The sequence below is a fragment of the Nitrospirillum bahiense genome (genome assembly GCF_007828025.1).
Lineage (GTDB): Bacteria > Pseudomonadota > Alphaproteobacteria > Azospirillales > Azospirillaceae > Nitrospirillum > Nitrospirillum amazonense.
Genome location: NZ_VITO01000033.1, coordinates 1 through 20,868 on the forward strand (window position 1 = coordinate 1; position 20,868 = coordinate 20,868).

The 20,868-nt window shown below is 67.0% G+C and carries 20 protein-coding genes; 8 read left to right on the top strand and 12 right to left on the bottom strand.

Annotation, left to right across the window (positions count from 1 at the left end):
• Positions 1–121: 121 nt before the first annotated feature.
• From FBZ88_RS28620 to FBZ88_RS28630, 3 genes are all read right to left on the bottom strand, one after another.
• A complete protein-coding gene (locus tag FBZ88_RS28620) occupies positions 122–382 on the bottom strand; it encodes an immunity protein Tsi6 family protein (protein ID WP_145620384.1) in 261 nt (86 codons plus the stop codon).
• Positions 379–1,713, bottom strand: coding sequence for a polymorphic toxin type 46 domain-containing protein (locus FBZ88_RS30615; protein WP_211102840.1), 1,335 nt, complete (start codon positions 1,711–1,713; stop codon positions 379–381). Before FBZ88_RS30615 ends, FBZ88_RS28620 begins: the two co-directional genes overlap by 4 nt.
• A 140-nt stretch (positions 1,714–1,853) precedes the next feature.
• Positions 1,854–2,795, bottom strand: a complete 942-nt coding sequence (locus FBZ88_RS28630; RefSeq protein WP_145620385.1) for a DMT family transporter — start codon at positions 2,793–2,795, stop codon at positions 1,854–1,856.
• A 93-nt stretch (positions 2,796–2,888) separates the two neighbouring features.
• On the opposite strand from FBZ88_RS28630, the gene FBZ88_RS28635 reads away from it, so the two are divergent.
• From FBZ88_RS28635 to mltG, 6 genes are all read left to right on the top strand, one after another.
• On the top strand, positions 2,889–3,869 hold the full coding sequence (locus FBZ88_RS28635) for a LysR family transcriptional regulator (RefSeq protein ID WP_145620453.1): 981 nt from the start codon (positions 2,889–2,891) through the stop codon (positions 3,867–3,869).
• Between the two features lie 206 nt (positions 3,870–4,075).
• The gene (gene fabD / locus FBZ88_RS28640; RefSeq protein ID WP_145620386.1) at positions 4,076–5,014 is read left to right on the top strand and encodes an ACP S-malonyltransferase; all 939 of its coding nucleotides are present in this window, start codon (positions 4,076–4,078) and stop codon (positions 5,012–5,014) included.
• A 37-nt stretch (positions 5,015–5,051) separates the two neighbouring features.
• Entirely contained in the window at positions 5,052–5,789 is a 738-nt protein-coding gene (gene fabG, locus FBZ88_RS28645) for a 3-oxoacyl-[acyl-carrier-protein] reductase (RefSeq protein ID WP_145620387.1), read from the top strand.
• 242 nt (positions 5,790–6,031) lie between these two features.
• Positions 6,032–6,268 (top strand): acyl carrier protein, encoded by a 237-nt coding sequence (locus FBZ88_RS28650; protein ID WP_004272228.1) that lies wholly within the window; start codon positions 6,032–6,034, stop codon positions 6,266–6,268.
• A gap of 179 nt (positions 6,269–6,447) precedes the next feature.
• Positions 6,448–7,719: a beta-ketoacyl-ACP synthase II gene (gene fabF / locus FBZ88_RS28655; RefSeq protein ID WP_145620388.1), complete on the top strand. Its 1,272-nt coding sequence runs from the start codon at positions 6,448–6,450 to the stop codon at positions 7,717–7,719.
• A 47-nt stretch (positions 7,720–7,766) separates the two neighbouring features.
• Complete coding sequence (mltG, locus tag FBZ88_RS28660; RefSeq protein WP_246138903.1) at positions 7,767–8,753, top strand: endolytic transglycosylase MltG; 987 nt, start codon at positions 7,767–7,769, stop codon at positions 8,751–8,753.
• Here the strand turns inward: mltG and FBZ88_RS28665 are convergent.
• The 9 genes from FBZ88_RS28665 to FBZ88_RS28705 form a co-directional block, all read right to left on the bottom strand.
• Complete coding sequence (locus tag FBZ88_RS28665; RefSeq protein WP_145620390.1) at positions 8,750–9,979, bottom strand: PDDEXK family nuclease; 1,230 nt, start codon at positions 9,977–9,979, stop codon at positions 8,750–8,752. The two genes, mltG and FBZ88_RS28665, sit on opposite strands and share 4 nt — an antisense overlap.
• Before the next feature lie 57 nt (positions 9,980–10,036).
• Positions 10,037–10,717 (bottom strand): HPP family protein, encoded by a 681-nt coding sequence (locus FBZ88_RS28670; protein ID WP_145620391.1) that lies wholly within the window; start codon positions 10,715–10,717, stop codon positions 10,037–10,039.
• A gap of 272 nt (positions 10,718–10,989) precedes the next feature.
• The gene (locus tag FBZ88_RS28675) at positions 10,990–11,367 is read right to left on the bottom strand and encodes a hypothetical protein (RefSeq protein WP_145620392.1); all 378 of its coding nucleotides are present in this window, start codon (positions 11,365–11,367) and stop codon (positions 10,990–10,992) included.
• A gap of 37 nt (positions 11,368–11,404) precedes the next feature.
• Entirely contained in the window at positions 11,405–12,937 is a 1,533-nt protein-coding gene (locus tag FBZ88_RS28680; RefSeq protein ID WP_145620393.1) for a SulP family inorganic anion transporter, read from the bottom strand.
• Between the two features lie 9 nt (positions 12,938–12,946).
• Entirely contained in the window at positions 12,947–13,663 is a 717-nt protein-coding gene (locus FBZ88_RS28685) for a carbonic anhydrase (RefSeq protein WP_145620394.1), read from the bottom strand.
• 128 nt (positions 13,664–13,791) lie between these two features.
• Positions 13,792–15,168: an ATP-binding protein gene (locus tag FBZ88_RS28690; RefSeq protein ID WP_145620396.1), complete on the bottom strand. Its 1,377-nt coding sequence runs from the start codon at positions 15,166–15,168 to the stop codon at positions 13,792–13,794.
• Complete coding sequence (locus tag FBZ88_RS28695) at positions 15,165–15,890, bottom strand: response regulator transcription factor (protein ID WP_145620397.1); 726 nt, start codon at positions 15,888–15,890, stop codon at positions 15,165–15,167. Before FBZ88_RS28695 ends, FBZ88_RS28690 begins: the two co-directional genes overlap by 4 nt.
• 92 nt (positions 15,891–15,982) lie before the next feature.
• The gene (locus FBZ88_RS28700; protein ID WP_145609935.1) at positions 15,983–16,429 is read right to left on the bottom strand and encodes a DNA polymerase III subunit chi; all 447 of its coding nucleotides are present in this window, start codon (positions 16,427–16,429) and stop codon (positions 15,983–15,985) included.
• A gap of 215 nt (positions 16,430–16,644) precedes the next feature.
• Positions 16,645–18,138: a leucyl aminopeptidase gene (locus FBZ88_RS28705; protein ID WP_145620398.1), complete on the bottom strand. Its 1,494-nt coding sequence runs from the start codon at positions 18,136–18,138 to the stop codon at positions 16,645–16,647.
• A gap of 399 nt (positions 18,139–18,537) precedes the next feature.
• On the opposite strand from FBZ88_RS28705, the gene lptF reads away from it, so the two are divergent.
• Together lptF and lptG are read left to right on the top strand one after the other, a co-directional pair.
• Complete coding sequence (lptF, locus tag FBZ88_RS28710) at positions 18,538–19,701, top strand: LPS export ABC transporter permease LptF (protein WP_145620400.1); 1,164 nt, start codon at positions 18,538–18,540, stop codon at positions 19,699–19,701.
• Positions 19,702–19,705: 4 nt separating this feature from the next.
• Positions 19,706–20,812: an LPS export ABC transporter permease LptG gene (gene lptG / locus FBZ88_RS28715; RefSeq protein WP_145620402.1), complete on the top strand. Its 1,107-nt coding sequence runs from the start codon at positions 19,706–19,708 to the stop codon at positions 20,810–20,812.
• The last annotated feature ends 56 nt before the right edge of the window (positions 20,813–20,868 follow it).

The window sequence follows — 20,868 nt, forward strand, 5'->3', positions numbered from 1 at the left end:
CGGGCTTGGTGGCCCTAGGATAGCGCGGCCTCTTGCCTGCCACCGCGTCTGGTAGCTTACCCGACGCGGCCTCATTCAAGTTACAAGGATAGCCATCTCCGTACAGACAGCCCTTGAATCTTTATTTATTTTCATCAACCCAGGCACTTATATCATGCAACATCTCGGCAAAGTCCTCGTCTATATTCTCAATTTCGCGAGCCGCTTGCACCCCAATGATTATCTCGCCAAGTTTTGATTTGTCAGTGTTTTTTCCAGTGAAAACATCTTTAATGTACTCTAGCTGATTCCGAATGGACACAAAGGTACTGATTGCAGGAAAATCGGCACGCATATGCTCACAACGAGCGATCGCTTTGTTAATGAACTCAATATCAATCATAATCCCACCTGCGTGAAGTTAGACGGATTTGTCGTAAAATACTGCGTTCCACCGCCCTCAGCATCAAAAACCTGCCCAGGCACTGTCCATGTGTCCTGAACGGGAGCAGCTGTACTTCTTAGAACCTGGGTGTCTTGAGATAGCGTGAACATGGTCGGTACGCGATTAGCCGGATTGATACCTAAAGAGGAGGCCGGCGTCCCAGGCGGGGCGAAATAATTGCCGACCTTTCCCCCCGGAAGGACGTGCTGAACGACGCTGGTTCCCTCGGGTAAGGTCACAACATCGACAGGCTTGGTGAAGTCGATGCCCTTGAGGTGGTCAGCGATCCTCCTCTCTGACCAGCCCGCCTGTTCGTAGAAATTCTTCGCTAGCGCTTTTCGTTGAGCCATCAGGTCGGCTAAGGAGCGGGTTCCCTCCCTGGGCGGTTCGACAGCCTTTGCTGGCGCGGTGGGCTCCGGAATCCCCTCTCTCGGTGGGGGGCGAACTGGTTCTGGCGGTGGCGGCGGTTCCTCGACCATCGGGCGCTTGCCGCCCGACGCCGGCTTCACCTTGGCGATCAAGGCGATGATTGCGTTGATGGTCAGGATGGTGAGGCCGGCGGCGGTGCGTTTGGCGGCCTCGTCCAAATCGTGCTGGGTCTTGGCGGTGGTGGCCAGGGCGATGCCGTGGCCCAGGTCGTTCAGGCCCTGGAACACCGACCAGCCCACCATGGCATAGCCCACGCCCAGCAGGATCACGTCGATGGCCTCGCCATATCCCGCCAAGTGACCGCCGGCCCATACCACCAGGAAGCCGGCCAGCCAGTACAGCGTCTCGCGCGTGAACAGGCTTTTGGCCGCCTGCTGCATCTCGCGCGGCAGCAGGGGCACGCAGCGGCGCAGGGTGGCGACCACGCGGTCGGTCACCGACCATTGCGCCGGCTGGCCCGGCGGATCCTCGTCCCCCTGGTCGTGCCGGGGCGGGTCCACGGGTGGGGGCGAAAGCGGGGCGATGGCGCGGGGGATGAGGAAGGCGCTGAGGCTGCCCATGGCCAGGTCGCGCATCGCCTGGTCGATGAGTTGCATGTCGCTGACGCGGAAGTCCACCCCCTGCACCACCCGGCGCAGGCGCAGGCGCCCGATGGTGTCCAGGCCATGCAGGTATTTGATGACGCGGGCGTCCCGCCAAATGGGGCTGCAGGTCGGCCCGCCCAGGGCATAGCGCCGCATGCCAGCGGGAATGGCACGTGTGGGGCCGATCAGCAGGCGGCCCTCGGGAATCTCGGCATCCATCCAGTCCGCCATGGACAGGCCAGCCGCGCCGCCGCCGCTGATGAAACTGTCAGGCACCGTCCCTTCCCCTGCGTTCAAGCCGGACCACCGCACGGCCCAGGGGATGAATTAAAACGATCGCCTGCACGGGAAAGGGGCATATCCCAACAGGCCATAGTCCATGGCCTGGCCCAGGGCCGGCGGTCAAGCGCGCTGTCTCAACGCTTGAGGTTCACGATGGCCACACCGCCCAGCGCCATCAGGCCGCCGATGATGCCCATCACGGTCGGCACCTCGCCCAGCCAGACATAGCCCAGCAGCATGGCCAGGGGCGGCGCGCAGTAGAGGAAGTTGCTGGCGCGGGCGGCGGGCATGCGCGACAGCACGATGGTCCAGGTGGCGTAGGCGACCAGGCTGGGCATGACGCCCAGGTACAGGGCCGCCATCAGGCCGGGCAAGGGGGCGGTCTGGGCCTGGGCATAGGCGCCGGGTAGCCAGGGCGACAGGGCCAGGGCGCCGATCACCATGTTGCTGGCCGACACGGTCAACGGCTTGTGCCGGGCGAACAGCGGCTTCTGCACCACGGTGGTGACGGAGTTGCACAGGGCTGCCCCCAGCACCAATAGGGCGCCCCAGCCCAGCTGCAGGCCGGTGCCGCCGCCCACCGCCTCATTGAGGGCAATCAGGCCGATGCCGCTGAAGGACACGGCGGTGCCGATCCACCCCCAGCGGCCGAATCGCTCCCCCAGCAGGAAGGAGGCGAAGACGGCGGTGAGGATGGGGTTGATGTTGATGATGAAGGCGGCCGCACCGGAGGACACCGTGCGCTCCCCCATGTTCAGCAGGGCGGTGTACAGCGCCACGAACAGCAGGCCGCCGGTGGCGAAGCGCCACACCTCGCCCAGGCGCGGCAGGGCAGGCCGGCTGATGAGCAGGTACAGGGCCGCCGGCACCGCCGCTATAGAGAACCGCGCTGCCCCCAGTTCCAGCGGACCGAAGGCCTTGAGGCCGGCGCGGATGGCGGCGAAGGCCGAGGCCCAGATGACGATGGTGACCACCACGATGGCCAGGGTGCCGCCATCCAACCGGTTCCCTTTGAAGGGCGCAAGGCCGACGGTTGCGGCGGAGTCACAGGTGGGGGCGAGCGGGGTGGCGGACATGGGCGCGAATCCAGGAGGGGAAGGTGACACGGCATCAGTACGCCCCGGGCGCAGCTGATTGACAATCGATGAAATCGGCAGCCAACTGTGAGCATGGATCACAGCTCCCACCCCTTGCCGCCCCTGGACGCGCTGCGCGCGTTCGAGGCTGCGGCCCGCACGGGCAGTTTCTCCGCCGCGGCGGAGTCCCTGAACGTTACCCATGGCGCCGTCAGCCGGCAGATCGCCAAGCTGGAGCAATGGCTGGGCCTGCGCCTGTTCCACCGCCAGGCGCGGGGCGTGGTGGTGACGCCGGACGGCCAGCGTCTGTTCCAACGCACCAGTGAGGCCTTCGCCCTCATCGCCGACACCTCCAACCGTTGGACGGAACCCCGGGGGACGGCGGTGGTGCGGCTGACCTCGCTGCCCTCGATCTGCGGGCTGTGGCTCATGCCCCGGCTCGCAGACCTGGAGGGTAGGGAGGCGGACCCCGGCGGCGCACTCCGAATCTTGCTGTCGGTGGACCACCGCGCACTGGATTTGGCGGATGAGGGCATGGACCTGGCCATCCGTTGCGGCTGGGGCGCCATGCCGGCCCGCGTCTCACTGAAGCTGTTCGAGGAATGGTGCTATCCCCTGGCCGCTCCCGGCTTGGCGGTCGAGATCGGCGAGGGCGATCCGGAACGCCTGCTGGCCTTCCCCTTGATCCACGACTCCGACGCATCGGGCTGGCGCACCTGGTTCGCTGCCCATGGCCTGGACTACAAGCCGCGCCCGCAGGACCGGCGGTTCGAGGACTACAACCTGGTGCTGGACGCCTGCGTCTGCGGATTGGGCATCGCTTTGGCCCGGCCCCCGCTGGTGCGGTCCAAGCTGCGCAGCGGCCGGGTGGTGCCGGTGGACCCGCGCACGGCGCTGAACCCCACCAGCTATTGGCTGGACCGCCCGCCGGGACGCATGCGCAACGCCGCCGCGGAATTGGCCCGCCGCATCGCCGCGGAGGCCGAGGTGCCGGCGGAGGCGTTGGAGACCTTCCTCAATCCCGAGACACCGGAGGGGCATGGCAGGCCTTTCATACCCTGGACGGCGGCCTGAATGCTGTCCGGATAGGCCAAAACCCCAGGCGCAGCCCACGTAAACCCGGGGTAGCCTCCTGCAATGATGATTGACAGATTGATTGCAGGCGGTATGCATGGCGCGACTTGCGGTGCCGGCATCAGGCTGCGGCGGGGTTTCCCACCGTGGCCCGTGTATGGGGCACAGGGCATCGCACCGGAATTGAGCTTCCAGGGTATTCGCACATGATTCGCGCTTTCGTGTTTCCCGGCCAGGGCAGCCAGGCCGTGGGTATGGGCCGGGACTTGGCCGACGCCTTCGCCACCGCCCGCGATGTGTTCGGCGAGGTGGATGAGGCGCTGAAGCAGAAGCTGTCCGCCCTGATGTTCGAGGGCCCGCTGGACGAGCTGACCCTAACCGAAAACGCCCAGCCGGCCCTGATGGCCGTGTCCGTGGCCGTGGCCCGGGTGCTGGAGAAGGACGGCGGGCTGGACCTGGCCAAGGCCGCCCGCTTCGTCGCCGGCCACTCCCTGGGCGAATACTCCGCGCTGTGCGCCGCCGGGGCCCTGACCCTGGCCGACACCGCCCGCCTGCTGAAGCTGCGCGGGCAGAGCATGCAGCGCGCCGTGCCGGTGGGCGTGGGCGCCATGGCCGCCATCATCGGCGCCGATTTCGAGGCCGCCCGCGCCATCGCCCAGGATGCCGCCCAGGGTGAGGTTTGCACAGCCGCCAATGACAACGCCCCCGGCCAGGTGGTCATCAGCGGCCATAAGTCGGCCGTGGAGCGCGCCATCGCCATCGCGGCCGAGCGCGGGTTCAAGCGCGCCGTGCTGCTGCCGGTGTCCGCCCCCTTCCATTGCCCGCTGATGCAGCCGGCGGCCGACGCCATGGCCGAGGCCCTGGCCGGCACCGCCATCCAGGCGCCGCGCGTGCCGCTGGTGGCCAACGTCATCGCCAGCACCGTCACCGACCCCGCCGAGATCCGCCGCCTGCTGGTGGAGCAGGTCACCGGTTCCGTCCGCTGGCGCGAGAGCGTGCTGTTCATGAAGGAACAGGGCGTGGAGCAGTTGGTGGAGCTGGGCGCCGGCAAGGTGCTGGCCGGCATGGCCAAGCGCATCGACAAGGACATGACGGCCGTGTCGCTGGGCCTGCCCGCCGACATCGAATCCTTCCTCAAGGCCTGAGCCTGAACCTTTCATAGAGAACGATAGGGACCATCCCATGTTCGATTTGACCGGCAAGACCGCGCTCGTCACCGGCGCCTCGGGTGGCATCGGCGCCGCCATCGCCCGCACCCTGCACCAGGCCGGCGCCACCGTGGCCCTGTCCGGCACCAAGGTCGAGGCCCTGGAGGCCCTGGCCGCCGAACTGGGCGATCGCGCCGTGGTCGTGCCCGCCAACCTGTCCGATCCGGAGGCCGTGGAGGCCCTGGCCAAGGAGGCGGAGGCCAAGCTGGGCCAGGTGGACATCCTGGTGAACAACGCCGGCCTGACCCGCGACGGCCTGATCCTGCGCATGAAGGATGAGGACTGGGCGTCCGTCATCGACGTGAACCTGACCGCGGCCTTTCGCCTCTCGCGCGCGCTGGTGAAGGGCATGATGAAGCGCCGCTGGGGCCGCATCATCGGCATCACCTCCATCGTCGGCGTCACCGGCAACCCCGGCCAGGTCAACTACGCCGCCAGCAAGGCCGGCATGATCGGCATGACCAAGGCGCTGGCCGCCGAGGTCGCCTCGCGCAACATCACCGCCAACTGCGTGGCGCCCGGCTTCATCGCCACCGCGATGACCGATGTGCTGCCCGACGCGCAGAAGGAAAAGCTGACCGCCGGCGTGCCGGCCGGTCGCCTGGGCACGCCGGACGAAATCGCGTCCGCCGTGCTCTACCTGGCCTCCACCGAGGCCGGCTACGTCACCGGCCAGACGCTGCACGTCAACGGCGGCATGGCCATGATCTGATCGGGTTCCCGTGGGGCTTGGGGGCTTGTCCTTTCGCGGGATGCCCCTAAGTATCGGCGGGGCCCAGCCTTAACAAGGTGTCCCAGTGCCTGCGGGCGCTAGGCAAGATGCGCCTAGCTGTGGTATCTGACGGCACTTTTCCAAAGGATGGGCGCTCGAATTCGTCCTGCCGGACGTGCCCACGCCGATCAGAACAAGTCAGTCAAACAACCCCAACTTTGAAATTCGGGAAGGTATAGGAAATGAGCGACATCGCCGAACGGGTGAAGAAGATCGTCGTCGAGCACCTGGGTGTGGAAGAGGGCAAGGTCACCGACACCGCCAGCTTCATCGACGATCTGGGTGCCGACAGCCTCGACACCGTTGAACTCGTCATGGCCTTCGAGGAAGAGTTCGGGATCGAGATCCCGGACGACGCGGCGGAGAAGATCCTGACCGTGAAGGACGCCATCGACTTCATTTCCAGCAAGCAGGGCTGATCCCCTACTTTCCCGGGCTTCAGGCGCCGCGCCGCCGATACCGCGCTGGCGTGGCGTCTGGAACCGGAAAAGCCCTTGCTGGTTTTTGCGGGGCCTAGGTGAACACCGGATATTCGGGATTCTCCTCGAGTCCGATTCCAGGCCCAATATTCTTCTGGAACTAGGTACAGGTCTGACCCATGCGTCGCGTCGTCATCACCGGTCTCGGGTTGGTTACCCCTCTGGGAACGGGCGTTGAGCACTCGTGGAAACAGCTGCTCAACGGCAAGTCGGGTATCCGCGCCATCGACACCTTCGACGTGTCCGACCTGCCGGCCAAGATCGGCGGCATGGTTCCCCGGGGCGACGGCACCAACGGCACCTTCAACCCCGATCTGACGGTCCCGACCAAGGACCAGAAGAAGATGGATGACTTCATCATCTACGGCGTCGCCGCGGCGGCCGAGGCGGTGAAGGACAGCGGTTGGGAACCGCAGACCGAAGAAGATCGTGAGCGCACCGGCGTCATGATCGGCTCCGGCATCGGCGGCCTGTCCTCCATTTACGAAACGTCGCTGCTGCTGGCCGAAAAGGGCCCGCGCCGCATCTCTCCCTTCTTCATCCCGTCGGCCCTGATCAACCTGGTCTCCGGCCACGTGTCGATCATCCACGGCTTCAAGGGCCCCAACCATTCGGCCGTCACCGCCTGCTCCACCGGTGCGCACGCCATCGGCGACGCCGCCCGCCTGATCATGTGGGACGACTGCGACGTGATGGTCGCCGGCGGCGCCGAGGCCGCGATCAACCGCCTGGGCGTGGCCGGCTTCGCCGCCGCCCGCGCGCTGTCTACGGGCTTCAACGAGACGCCCGAGAGGGCCTCGCGCCCCTATGACAAGGACCGTGACGGCTTCGTCATGGGCGAGGGCGCCGGCGTCGTCGTCCTGGAGGAGCTGGAGCACGCCAAGGCCCGCGGCGCCAAGATTTACGCCGAGGTCGTGGGCTACGGCCTGTCGGGCGACGCCCACCACATCACCGCCCCGGCGGATGACGGCAACGGCGGCTACCGCTCCATGGCCATGGCGCTGAAGCGCGCCGGCATGACCCCGGCCGACATCGACTACGTCAACGCCCACGGTACGTCCACCCCCCTGGGCGACCTGATCGAGCTGGGCGCCGTGAAGCGCCTGTTCGGCGACGACCTGAGCGGCGCTTCCATGTCCTCCACCAAGTCGGCCACCGGTCACCTGCTGGGGGCGGCGGGCGCCATCGAGGCGATCTTCTCGGTGCTCGCCATCCGTGACCAGCAAGTGCCGCCCACGCTGAACCTGGACAACCCGTCCGACGAGTGCGCCGGTGTCGATCTGGTGCCGCACAAGTCCAAGAAGCGCCGCGTGCGGGCCGCCCTGTCGAACTCCTTCGGGTTCGGCGGCACCAACGCCTCGCTGATCGTCAAGGAATACACCGGCTCGTGACCGACAAGGTTCCGGCCCCGGGACCCAAATCCCGGCCTGCATCTTCCTTGGGCCGCCGTCTGTTTCAGGCGGCGGCCCTGGTCGTTCTGGTGTCGGCCGCGTTGGCCTGGGTCGGCTATCACCGCTATGTCGATCCCGGCCCGCTGACGCAGGATCGCATCGTCGTCGTGTCCTCTCGCGGCGGCTTGCAGGCCATGGGGCAAACGCTGGCAGAGGCTGGTGTGGTGCGGGGCGACATCGACTTCGTCGCGGCCGTGCGCGTCGGCAGCGTGCTGGGCGTGGGCAGTCAGGTGCTGAAGCCCGGCGAATACGCCTTTCCGGCCCATGTCTCGCTAAAGGACACGGTTGCCCTGCTGCGCAGCGGCAAGACCGTGGTGCATCGCCTGACCATACCCGAGGGCCTGACCTCCGCCCAGATCGTGGCGCTGATCGAGGCGGAGCCCGCCTTCTCCGGCACCATCACGGAAAAGCCGGCGGAAGGCAGCCTGTTGCCCGAAACATATTTTTTCGGGCTGAACTACGGCCGCGCCCAGATGGTGGAGCGCATGCAGGCCGCGATGCGCAAGGCGGTGGACGAGATCTGGGCCGGCCGCGCGCCGGGTGTCGCCCTGAAGTCGCCGGAGGAGATGGTCACCATGGCCTCGCTGGTGGAGAAGGAGACGGGCGTGCCGGCGGAGCGGCCGCACATCGCTGCCGTCTTCTACAACCGCCTGCGCTTGGGCATGCGCCTTCAGTCCGACCCCACGGTCATCTACATCCTGACCAATGGCGCCGGGCCCCTGGGCCGGACGCTGACTCACGCCGACCTGGCGGTGGCGTCACCCTACAACACCTATGCTGTGGCCGGCCTGCCGCCCGGCCCCATCGCCAACCCGGGCCGCGAGGCCCTGCGCGCCGTGGCCAACCCGATGACCAGCGACGACCTCTATTTCGTCGCCAATGGCAGCGGCGGCCACGCCTTCGCCGCATCCCTGGCCGAACACAACCGCAACGTCGACAAATGGCGCGACCTGCGGGAAAAGGCGCAGCGTTAAGTCTGCTCTTCCTGCGCCTGGGTTCGCAGAAAATCGACCAGTGCGTCAGTCCATTTTGGTGAAGCGGCAAGCAAGTCCTGAAGCGGCAGCATGCGTGTTCCCGTCTTGGTTCCCTGTTTCAAGGCGGCGGCGCGGCTCTCGGGATCGGCGATTAGTTCAACCAAGCGCCGGTAGAAGGTCTGCGCATGACGATCATCGCCTTTCTTGCGCGCTTTGGAAATTAGAGTCTCAAAGGAAAGCTTACCATAGAAGGAGGGGTAAATAGCTCCCAAGGGCCAGACCTCATCGTTGATTAAGCCTACAATCTTGATGGTCTTGTCTGAAAATTCCTGGGAAATACCTAGGGGCTCCAGCGAGGTTAAAAATGTGCGCAGCCGCGCGGACAATCCCGGCTCTAGCGCATCCAGTTGGCGATACATTTCCTCTTCCGTCAGGGTCATGCCACGCTGACCGACCGTCTCTACAGGCGGTCCGCCGACGACTAATGGCGGCGGGTAGGCCGCTGGTGCAAGCGTTATGACGTCCCGCTTGATTTCGACCGTGCGGGCAAGGGTGCGTGGTTGAACGAAATATCCACCGGCGGGATGGCTGAAAATTGCGAGTTCCACCAGCGCCAGGGTAAAATGCAGTCCCACGTGCCGCTGCAAATAGTCGGCCATGGTCTCAAGCCCTTCACGGATGCCATCGCCGGCAATCAGCAAGAGGAAGCGGCCTTGGCGTAAGTTCCGGCTGACAGCGTCGATGAAAGCGGCTTCACTCAACTCGCTTTCCGACTTGAGGCGATCGTAAAGAGGTATGTTCTTGACATAGCTTGGACCGGGAAGAGCCAGACGCACCGCCTTATCCAGCTGCTCATAGTCCCAGCGGGCCAACGTGGCGGCATAGTCGAGAATCTGGCCGATTACCTCCCGACGCGCCTGTGGATTCTTCCACAGTTTGCACTCCACCAGGGAGATGTCACCGTCCGGCGTAACCAACAGGTTGTCGGCATAGCCTCCGGCTACAGGCAATTCCGTGCATATGGAGCGGGCGTCAGCGAACAGAGGTTCAACGTCCGCCAGCGGCAGGATTTCGGGATGGCGAGCGATCAGGTTCTGCAGCCAAAGCTCATTGTATAATCCCGGACTGCCGGTCGCCGCCTCACGCTTGACTGGATATAGTGGGCTGGCTGGACTGTCCTGATCTAGGGCCGTCAGCAAGAATGGCTGGCCGAATTGTCTGGTCATCGCATCCCTCATGATTTTTACCCATCATAGGTTGCAATGGCCCAGGGGCAAGCGTCCTTATCCAGCCAGCGCGACGGCTTCATTGCCGTAGAGCGCCGACAGCAGGTCGGCGGTGGTTATCATGCCCATCAGGCGACCGGCCTCGTCCACCACCATGGCCTCGTGCGCGCCGGTATAGCCGGCGCTGTTGCGGGCGACCTGCGGCTGGGCGGGGGCGACGTGGGGATAGCGATGGCGGGTGAGGTTGTTGAAGGCCAGCCCCATGGCGATGAGGAGGAGCGTGTTCACCGCCACGGGGGCGGCGACGAAACCGAAGCCCGCCGCCTGGATGGCCGGGCCGCCCAGCACGGCCGTCAGGGCCACGGCGCCACCCGGCGGATGCAGGCAGCGCAGGCAGGACATGGTCAGGATGGCCAGAGCCACGGCGCCGGCCCCCGCCAGCACCGGGTCTGGGATCAGCCTGGCGCACAAGACTCCTGCCAGGCCCGAGACCACGTTGCCGCCGAACACTGCCCAGGGCTGGGCCAGCGGGGTGGCGGGAGCCGCAAACACCAGCACGCTGGAGGCGCCGATGGGGGCGACTAGATAGGGCAGGCCAGCTGTGTTCCCGCCCAGCCACCACCGACTGACCAATGTGGTCAGCAGGATGCCCAGCAGGGCGCCGATGAAGATTCGGGCCCGACCCAACGCCGGCAGCGCCGGCTGGGTGGGACGAAAGGAACGCAGGTAGGGATGCATGAGGCGGTACAGCCGGCAATTACGCGGATAAAGATGTAGATATTATCCATCTTACGGTGCCCTAATAGCACGGCCACCGCGAACCGCAAAGCCGGCTGTCACCGGACCGCGCAGGCCAGTCGTGACTTGAAAGAAAAAAGCCCATCCCCGGGGAAGGGGGATGGGCACGGGCGGACGCTAGGGTAGGGACCGGGTGGATGGGAGCCGCACCCGGGCAGTCAAGGACGCCGCCCGATTTCAAGGTTGAGATGAAGGGATGACGCGGACGCCGCTCAGTTCAGCGGCGTCTGGGCATGGCTGACTGCTGACGCCAGGTGGGCGACGCAGTGGCGGTGGTCGGTGCCGCCGGGGGTATGGCCCATTTCGGCGCAGGCGCGGGCCTCCGGCACCGGCTGCTGGGCGGCGGCGGCCTGGGTCTTCAGGCTGTCGACGCAGGCCGCGTAGTCCACGTTGGCCGGGGCCAGGCCCAGCGTGTCGCGGCACACGCGGCGCGCGGCGTCGGTCTGGGCGGCCGTGATGGTGATGGCGGGCACTTGTGTGCCTGCTGCGGCGGTGCCTGCCGTGGCGGTGCCGGACGCTTGGGCGGCGCCCAGAGGAATGGCCAGGGCGGCCAGCACGGGGATCAGGGCCAGGGTCTTGGTAAAGCGCATGTTTTCCTCCTTGTGATAAATGATGTCGGGTTGGGGATCAGCCGTGGCTGACCTGAAGCTTGGCGGCGAATTCCTGGTGGCGGGCAACGTCGCCGTCGTCGATGACCACCCGTTCGCCCTGCCCCCGCCGTCGGTCCATCCAGCCGCTGATCAGCTCGGCGCAGGTATGGTCCATGAACCACAGGGAACGCAGGCGGAGGGTGACGCGCTGGGCGGGGGGCAGGCTTTCCAGCGCCTTGGCCAGGTGGGGAAGCTGCACCAGGCTGGCGGAGCCGGACAGCACCACCTCCCACTCGCCCGCCTCCCTTTCGCGGGTGACCACCAGCAGTCGCAGGCGGCGCACCTGGGGCAGCAACTCGATGAGGCTGAGACCCAGGCCCACCAGCACGCCGGTCAGCAGGTCGGTGGCGACCACGGTGACCAGGGTGGCGGCCCAGATGGCGGCCGGCAGGGCGCCGTAGCGTTCGAACAGGTGACGGGCGTGGGCCACGCTGACCAAGCGATAACCGGTGACCACCAGCACGCCGGCCAAGGCTGACATGGGGATGGCCCGCAGCAGCCAGGGCAGCAGGGCGACGGCGCCCAGGATCCACACGCCGTGCAGGATGGTGGAGGCGCGGGTGGCGCCGCCGGCCTGCACGTTGGCGGAACTGCGCACGATGACGCCGGTCATGGGCAGGGCGCCGGCCAGGCCGCAGAGCAGGTTGCCCACGCCCTGAGCCGTCAGTTCGCGGTTATAGTTGGTGCGCACGCCGTCGTGCATGCGGTCCACCGCCGCCGCCGACAGCAGGGTTTCGGCACTGGCGATGAAGGCGATGGCCACCGCCATGACGATCAGCTTGGGCTCAAGCAGGCCGAAGCCGTTGGCGAAGTCGGGCGGCTGGATGGCGGCCCACAGGCTTTCCGGCACCGCCACCTTGGCCACAGGCAGGTTCAGCAGCGTGGCGGCCAGGGTGGCGGCGACAACGCCCACCAGGGCGCCCGGCACCAGGCGCAGGCGCTGGGGCCGCACCCATTCCCATACCAGCATGGTGGCGATGGTCAGCAGGCCGATGCCCAGCGCCGCCTCGGCCGCGTCGCCGCTGAAGGGGAACAGGCCGAAATAGGCGGCGGGCGCGGCCAGGATGTTGGCCAAGCCGCCAGCCTGTGGCTTCGCGTCCAGCATGACGTGCAGCTGGCCCGCCACGATCAGCACGCCGATGCCGGCCAGCATGCCGTGCACCACGGCGGGGGAGATGGCGCGGAACCACTGTCCCAGCTTCAGCATGCCGGCCGCCATCTGGATCAGGCCGGCCATGATCAGCACGGGGCCCAGGGCGCCGATGCCGGCATCGCGGATCAGTTCGAAGACGATGACCGCCAGGCCGGCGGCGGGGCCGCTGACCTGCAGGGGCGATCCCGCCAGCAGGCCAACGACGATGCCGCCGATGATGCCGGTGATCAGCCCCTTTTCAGGCGGCGCGCCGGAGGCGATGGCGATGCCCATGCACAGCGGCATGGCCACCAGGAAGACCACGATGGACGCGGGGAGGTCCCGCGCCAGCGTGGCGGGAAAAAAACGCTGCATCATCACGCTCCCTTATTCGGCCGCGGTGACGTGATGGGCGTGCTGGGCGCAGCAGGGATCGGCCACCACGCGGCGCATGCCGCGCACGGCCACCTGAAGGGTCTGGTTCTTGTCGCCCACGGGCAGGAACTTCCCCGTCTCGCCGTCCAGGGCCAGGATGTGGCCGTTCTCCAGGTCGAAGAACCAGCCGTGCAGGTTCAGCTGCCCGGCGGCGAGCTTGGCGGCGACGGAGGGATGGCTGCGCAGGTGGTTCAGCTGCGCCACCACATTCTCCATGGCCAGCACGCGGGCAGCCTCCGCCTCCGGCAGCAGGCTGTAGGCCTCGCGCAGAACATGGCGGGCGCTTTCGGCGTGGCGCAGCCAGGCGGCCACGTTGGGCATGTCCTTAAGCGCCTCGGGCTTCAGCAGGGCCTTCATGGCGCCGCAGTCGGAATGGCCGCAGACGACGATGTCGTTCACGCCCAGACCCACCACCGCGTATTCGATGGCGGAGGAGACGCCGCCGTTCACCTGGCTGAAGGGCGGGACGATGTTGCCGGCGTTGCGGCAGACGAACATCTCACCCGGGCCGCTCTGGGTAATGATCTCAGGCACCACGCGACTATCGGCGCAGGAGATCACCAGCGCCTTGGGCTGCTGCCCGTGGTGGGCCAGCTTGCGGTACAGCGACCGCTGTTCGGGGAAGACAACAGATCGGAAGTGCGACACGCCGTCGATGATGCTGTCCATGATGGAAACCCTCACGTTCAAGTCGATGATCCCCGGCCGGACGGTGGGGGCGAAGGGCGCCTGGAACCACCGTCCCCGTTGGGGGCCATCAAGACTTAAGGCCTGAGTTTTTCCCGGATACGTTTCGATTATGACAAAGTGTGTCTGCCGACCTTTTGTGCCGGGTCATCCCGTTTCGGAATCGTAATGACGACCGAAAGCCCGCCCTCCGCCCGATTGTTCAGGGTGATGGTGCCGCCCTCGCGCGTCACCGCCTGGCGGGCGATGGTCAGGCCCAGGCCGGTGCCACCGGTCCCCCGGTTGCGGGATTCCTCCAGCCGGTGGAAGGGTTCGAACACCGTCTCGAACTGCGCTTCGGGGATGCCCGGGCCATCATCGCTGATGGTGATGACGGCGCTTTTGCCCGTGTCCCGCACCGTGACCCGGGCCGTGCCGCCATAGGCGATGGCATTATTGATGATGTTGGAAAAGGCCCGGCGCACGCCCAGCGGCCGCAGGGTCAGGGGTAGGCGCTCCGGCCCCTCATAGCTGGCGACATGGCCGGCGTCGGTGGCGTTGTCCACAAGGGTGGACAGCAAGGCCGGCAGGTCGGTGCGGCGCGGCTTTTCCGGATCCTCCTCACCGCCCAGATAGTCCAGCAGGTCATTGACCATGCCTTCCATCTCATCCAGGTCGCCGTCGAAGGCGGCACGGTCCTCGGCATTGGGCAGGAAGCCGGCGCGCAGGCGCAGGCGGCCGATGGGCGTGCGCAGGTCGTGGGAGACGGCAGCCAGGGCTTCCGCCCGGCTGGTGATCAGGCGGTCGATGCGCCGCTGCATGGCGTTGAAGGCCTGGGCGACGTGCCGGATCTCCTGCGGGCCCCGCGTGGGGATGAAGACCGGCGGGCCGTTGCCCACCGCGTCCGCCGCCTTGACCAGCATCTTCAGGGGAGTTGCCAGGGTCTGCACCAGGAACAGGGCCATCAGCAGCACACCGATGGACAGCAGGGCGATGGAGCCCAACTGGGCATAGATGACCGGCACGGTGGAAGGCAGGTCGGTGACGCCGAAGCGCAGCGTGCTGCCGTCCAGAAGGCGCACGTCGCCGTCAAACGCCTTCACCGGCGTCCCGGGCCCCGTGCGCAGGCGCAGGTCCATGCCGGCCAGGGCGGCCCGGTGCTCGATCATCTCGTGGCGCAGCAGCCAACTGGCGGGATTGTCGCCTTGCGCCTCGCGTGCCTGGGACGCATCCACCCAGGTGAAAGTCAGGTAGGGGGAGGAGAGGGAGGACGCGACATTCTCCCGCCGCGCGGGATCGATGGCGGATAGGACATGGCCCGCCGTCTCCACCTGTTCCGCGATGTGCCAGGTCTGGGTCTCGTCGCCGTAATGCTGCTCCGCCTGGCCCAGCACGATGGCGTTGCCGATGACGGCCAGCAGCACCGCGCCGAAGAGCACCAGGCCCAGCCGGCCGATCAGGCTGCGCGGCCAGAGATGGCCCCAGCGGTGAATGCCGAGCCGGGTCACAGCGTCGCCACGTCGGCCGTGAAGATGTAGCCGACGCCGCGTATGGTGCGGATCAGGCGGTTCTCATCGCCCAGCTTGCGCCGCAGGCGGCTGACCAGCACGTCGACGCTGCGGTCGTTCACCTCACCCAGGCGGGCGCGGGACAGTTCCAGCAGGCGCTCGCGCCCGATCACGCGCTGACGATTCTCCAGGAAGCTGACCAGCAAGTCATGCTCCGCCCCCGACAGGTCCACCGCCACGCCGTCGGGGTCGGTCAACTCGCGCCGGCGCCGGTCCAGGCGCCAGCCGGCGAAAACCATGACGTCCTGCGGGGTCGAGCCGATGGACCCGGCGCTGGGGCCATTATTCGCAGCGCGGCGCAGCAGGGCGCGGATGCGGGCCAGCAGTTCCTTGGCGCGAAAGGGCTTGGGCACATAGTCGTCGGCGCCCATCTCCAGCCCCAGCACCATGTCGATCTCCTCGCCATGGGCGCTGACCATGATGATGGGCACCTGGCTGGCGCGCCGCAGATCCCGGCAGATGTCCAGCCCGCTCTGGCCCGGCAGCATGACGTCCAGCAACACCAGGTCGAAGCTGCCCTGGCTCAGCGCGTCCGCCATCTCTCGGCCGTCACGCACGCCGGTGGGCTCGAACCCGTTTTCCTTGAGCACGCGCAGGATCAGGGTGCGCATGGCCGGATCGTCCTCGACCAGCAGGATGCGCGCGATGGATAGGCTGTTCATCGGCCTTTAGATAAGGGCCGTGCGCCACCTTTCCAGGGGCGCGGTCGCCGTCCATGCTGCATATGCACAGAAGGTACAGGGGAAGGACCGTCTCAGGCCTTCTTCTCCCAACCCTTGTCGGTCTGCTGCCAGTAGGTGAGGTCCAGCCCCGCCTCCTTGGCAGCCTTCCAGCGCTGGCGGGCGGCGGCCACCGCGTCGGGGTCGATGCCGTCGAAGATGTCGCAGACGCGGGTGTATTCGGCCATGCGGGCGCTGGTGGCGCCGTCGGTCAGGAACAGCACCTGGGCATCGTTGGGCCGCTCATCCACCGCCGTCAACCAAATGGGCTGGTCGGCGGCGTGGCCGTCCTTGGCCGTGCCGTGGGGCAGAAAGCTGTCCGGCCGCCAGGTCCACAGGTGCTGGGCCAACTGCTCCGCCCGCTCCTCCACCGTCGACAGCACCACCGCCCGCCAGCCGCGCGCCAGCGACCGTTCCAGCAGGTCGGGCAGGGTCTGCTCCAGGCTGCTGCGCTGCAGGTGGTAGAAGTTGACCTCGGTCATGCATGCGTCCGGCGGCAAAAGAAAAGGGGCGGCCCGAAACCCGAGCCGCCCCGATCTTACCCTGACTGCGAAGGTTGGTGTCAGCCCTCAATCGCCGGGCGCCCGCATCCGCGGGCTTGGCTTCCTCGCCTTTCAGTCCACTTCGTTTCCCGAAAGGCTCCGGCGGCCCCCGTCGGGGCCTGCAGCGGCATGAGTCAAAACTCATGCCGCTGGTGTCAGTCCTCGTAATAGTCCGCGACCAGCCGGTCCAGCAGGCGGACGCCGTAGCCCGAGGCGCCCTTGGGCACGGTGGCGCCGTCCTTCTTGGTCCAGGCGGTGCCGGCGATGTCCAGGTGGGCCCACGGCACATCGTTGACGAAGCGCTGCAGGAACACGGCGCCGATGATGCTGCCGGCCTTGCCCGGGCTGCCGATGTTCTTCATGTCGGCGACATCGCAGTCGATGTCCTTGTCGTAGGCGGCCCCCAGGGGCAGGCGCCACAGCGTCTCGCCCGTCTTGAGGCCGGCATCGGTCAGGCGCTGCGACAGCTCGTCGTTGTTGGAGAACAGGCCGGCGTGCTCATTGCCCAGCGAGACGATGATGGCGCCGGTCAGCGTCGCCAGGTCGACCATGAAACGCGGCTTGAACGTCGCCTGGGTGTACCACAGGGCGTCGGCCAGGATCAGGCGGCCCTCGGCGTCGGTGTTCAGCACCTCGATCGTCTGGCCGGACATGCTGGTGACGACGTCGCCCGGGCGCTGGGCGTTGCCGTCGGGCATGTTCTCCACCAGGGCGACCACGCCGACGACGTTGGCCTTGGCCTTGCGGCCGGCGAGGGCGGCCATCAGGCCGATGACGGCGCCGGAGCCCGCCATGTCCCACTTCATGTCCTCCATCCCGGCAGACGGCTTGATGGAGATGCCGCCGGTGTCGAAGGTGACGCCCTTGCCCACGAACGCCAGGGGGGCGGCACCCTTCTCACCGCCGTCCCAGCGCATGATGACCAGCCGCGGCGGCTTGGCCGAGCCCTGGCCCACGCCCAGCAGCGCGCCCATGCCCAGCTTCTTCATCTGCTTCTCGTCCAGCACCTCGACCTTCACGCCCAGCTCGGTCAGGGCCTGGCAGCGTTCGGCCAGGGTCTCGGGGTAGATGACGTTCGGCGGCTCCGACACCACGTCGCGGGTGAGGAAGACGCCGTCGGCGATCTTCTCCAGCTTGCCGTAAGCCTTCTTGGCGGCGGTATGCTCGGCCGTGGCCAGGGTCAGCTTCTTCAGCGTCGGCTTCTGGTCCTTCGGCTCCTTGGTCCGGTACTTGTCGAAACGGTAGGAGCGCAGGCGGGCGCCGTAGCCGACGTTGGCGGCGAAGGTGGCCGGCGACAGCACCAGGCCGTCATGGCCGTCCAGCACCAGTGTGGCGTCGGGGTCGCCGGCGCGGGCCAGGCTGGCGGCCACGGTGCCGCCCAGCGACTGGGCCGTCAGGTCCGTCACCTTCTCGGCGGCGCCGATGCCCACCAGCAGGATGCGCGCATAGTCGGTGCCGCCGGGCGCCAGCAGGGTCAGCGTCTCATCCGCCTTGCCGGTGTAGCGCCCGGCCTCCATGGCGCGGGCCAGGGCGCCGCCGGTCTTCTGGTCCAACTCGGCGCCCAGGGTGCCCAGGCCGCGGCCCTGCGACACCGTGATGGCCAGGACGCCGGATTGCGGCAGGGCGTTCTGGGCGTAAGCGATCTTCATCTTGCCTCTCTTGGTCGGTCCCTTGGGATCCTTGGAACGGCGGCGCCTCTTGGCGCCTGTACCCGTCCGGATGGCTTCGCCTTATGGCGTTGGAAGTCCTATACAGGATTTCTGAATGTTGTACGTCAACGCTCGAAATCCAGACCTTTTGTCCCAGGCGGTTGTTTCCGGCGACGGGAGGCGATAAGAACTGCGTGCCAAGCCTAGTCGGGCGGGGTTCCATGCCGGCTGTCGTCGGCTTGGCGGCGGGGTGTCGCGCCCTGGTTTCGCCAAATTGTGGGGCCCTATAGTGGCCGGGCCGCCGGTGCCTCATGTGGGGCGCTGCGGTGGTCGGATTGGCGGGATGCGCGGGCGCCGTTGTGGCGGGCGCCGGTCCCGCCTTGTGTGTTGTGGAGCACGATGAAGCTGATCGGCCGGTATTTGTCGCGCAACCTTGTCGTGGCGATGATTTTCATCACGGCCGGGTTGTCCTCGACCATCTGGATGACGCAATCCCTGCGCCTGATCCAGCTGGTGGTCGAGGGCGGGGCGCCGATCAGCATGTTCCTGCGTCTGGCGTTCTCCACCCTGCCGACCTTCCTGGCGCTGGTCATGCCCTGGGGCGTGCTGATCGCCACGCTGTTCACTTACAACCGCCTGACGCTGGACAGTGAGCTGGTGGTCATGCGCGCCGCCGGCATGGGGCCGCTGACGCTGGCCCGGCCGGCGCTGCAGCTGTCGGCCATTGTGCTGTTCCTCTGCCTGCTGCTGAACCTGTTCCTGGCGCCGGCGGCGCAGCGTGAGTTCGTGCGCCTGCGCGAGGAGATCCGCACCGACTATTCTTCCGTCCTGCTGCGCGAGGGCACGTTCAACGACGTGGGCGAGGGCAAGACCGTCTATGTCCGCCAGCGCGGGGCCGAGGGCATGCTGAATGGCCTGATCATCTACGACAACAGCAAGCCGCAGCGCCCGGTGATGACCATCGCCGACCATGGCATCCTGGTGACGGCCGAAGCCGGCCCCCGCGTCATCGTCTATGACGGCGTGCGCCAGGAATACGACCGCGACACCGGCCACGCCTCCAACCTGGAATTCAAGCGCTATACGGTGGACCTCAAGGTGCTGAACGCCGGGGAAGCCCCGCGCTGGCCCGACCCGCGCGAACGGACCCTCAGCGACCTGCTGTTCGACACCGGCAACCCGACCGACACCCAGCTGCGCCCGCGCCTGAACCAGGAGCTGCATCAGCGTTTCGCGACGCCCCTGCTGGCGCCGGCCTTCGCCATGATCGCGTTGACGGCGCTGATGTCCGGTGAATTCTCGCGCCGGGGGCAGGCCCGCCGCATCGCCTTGGCCGTGGTCTTCGGCATGCTGCTGCAGGCGATGATGCTGGGCATCTCCAACCTGGCGGTGAAGACCCAGGCCTTCAACGCCATTCTGTACGTGGTGGGCATCCTGCCGGTCGCCATGGGCTATTGGTATCTGGAGAACTGGCGGCGTCTGAGCCGGGGAGGGGCGGGCCGGTCCGGCACCCCGCCGGCGGGGCCACCCGCCACGGGACCTTTGGGCGGAAAGGCGGCCTGAAATCATGCGCATCTCGCCCACGCTGTCCGTCTACATCACCCGCCAGTTCGTGTTCTGGTTCCTGATCATCCTCGGGGGCATGCTGGCGCTCGTCCTGCTGCTGGACACGGTGGAGCTGCTGCGCCGGGCCGCCGCGAAGACGGACGCCACCTTCCAGATCGTGCTGAGCATGGCGCTGCTGAAGCTGCCGGAGATCGGCCAGCAGATCTTCCCCTTCGGCGTGCTGTTCGGCGCCATGTACACCTTCTTCCGCATGACCCGCAGCGCGGAGCTGGTGGTGGTTCGCGCCGCCGGCATTTCCGTCTGGCAGTTCATGACGCCGGTGCTGCTGACATCCCTGGTGGTCGGCATCCTGAACATCACGCTGCTCAGTCCCGTGTTCGCCACCATGCTGGCGCGGTATGAGCAGTTGGAAAGCCGCTATTTGCGCGGCCAACAGAGTTCGTTGGACGTGGCGCGCTCCGGCGTCTGGCTGCGCCAGGTGCAGGAGGGGGATAACGGCAACTACCTGATCCACGCCGAATCCGTGGGGCCGGGCAAGCCGGTGAACCTGCGCACCGTCACCATCCTGCTGTTCAATGGCAGCGACCAGATCCCGGTGGGCCGCCTCGATTCCGAAACGGCGGAGCTGCAGAAGGGCCAGTGGGTGCTGCGCAACGCCTGGCTGAACCGGCCGGGCCGCCCAACCCAGCATGTCGACGGCATGGCCCTACCGACCGACCTGACGGAAGCCCGCATCCAGGAAAGCTTCGCCCCGCCCGACACGCTGTCGTTCTGGGAATTGCCGAGCTTCATCCAGACGCTGGAGCAGGCGGGACTGTCGTCGGTGCGACACCGCATGTACTACGAGTCGATGTTGGCTGTGCCCGCCTTCTTCTGCGCCATGGTCTTCCTGGCCGGCACCTTCTCCCTGCGCCATGCCCGCCGGGGCGGTACCTTGCAGATGCTGGGCACCGGCCTGGTGACGGCGCTGGTGCTGTTCGTCAGCCAGAACATCATCCTGGCGCTGGGCCGCAGCGGCGTGCTGCCGGTCTTCCTTGCCGCCTGGGCGCCGGCCGGCGTCTGCCTGATGCTGGGAACGGCCGCCTTGCTGCACCTGGAAGATGGCTGAGCGCCATCCGCGCGCCGTACCCCTGGTTGCCGGGGCCGTTTGCCTTCGCCCCCCCT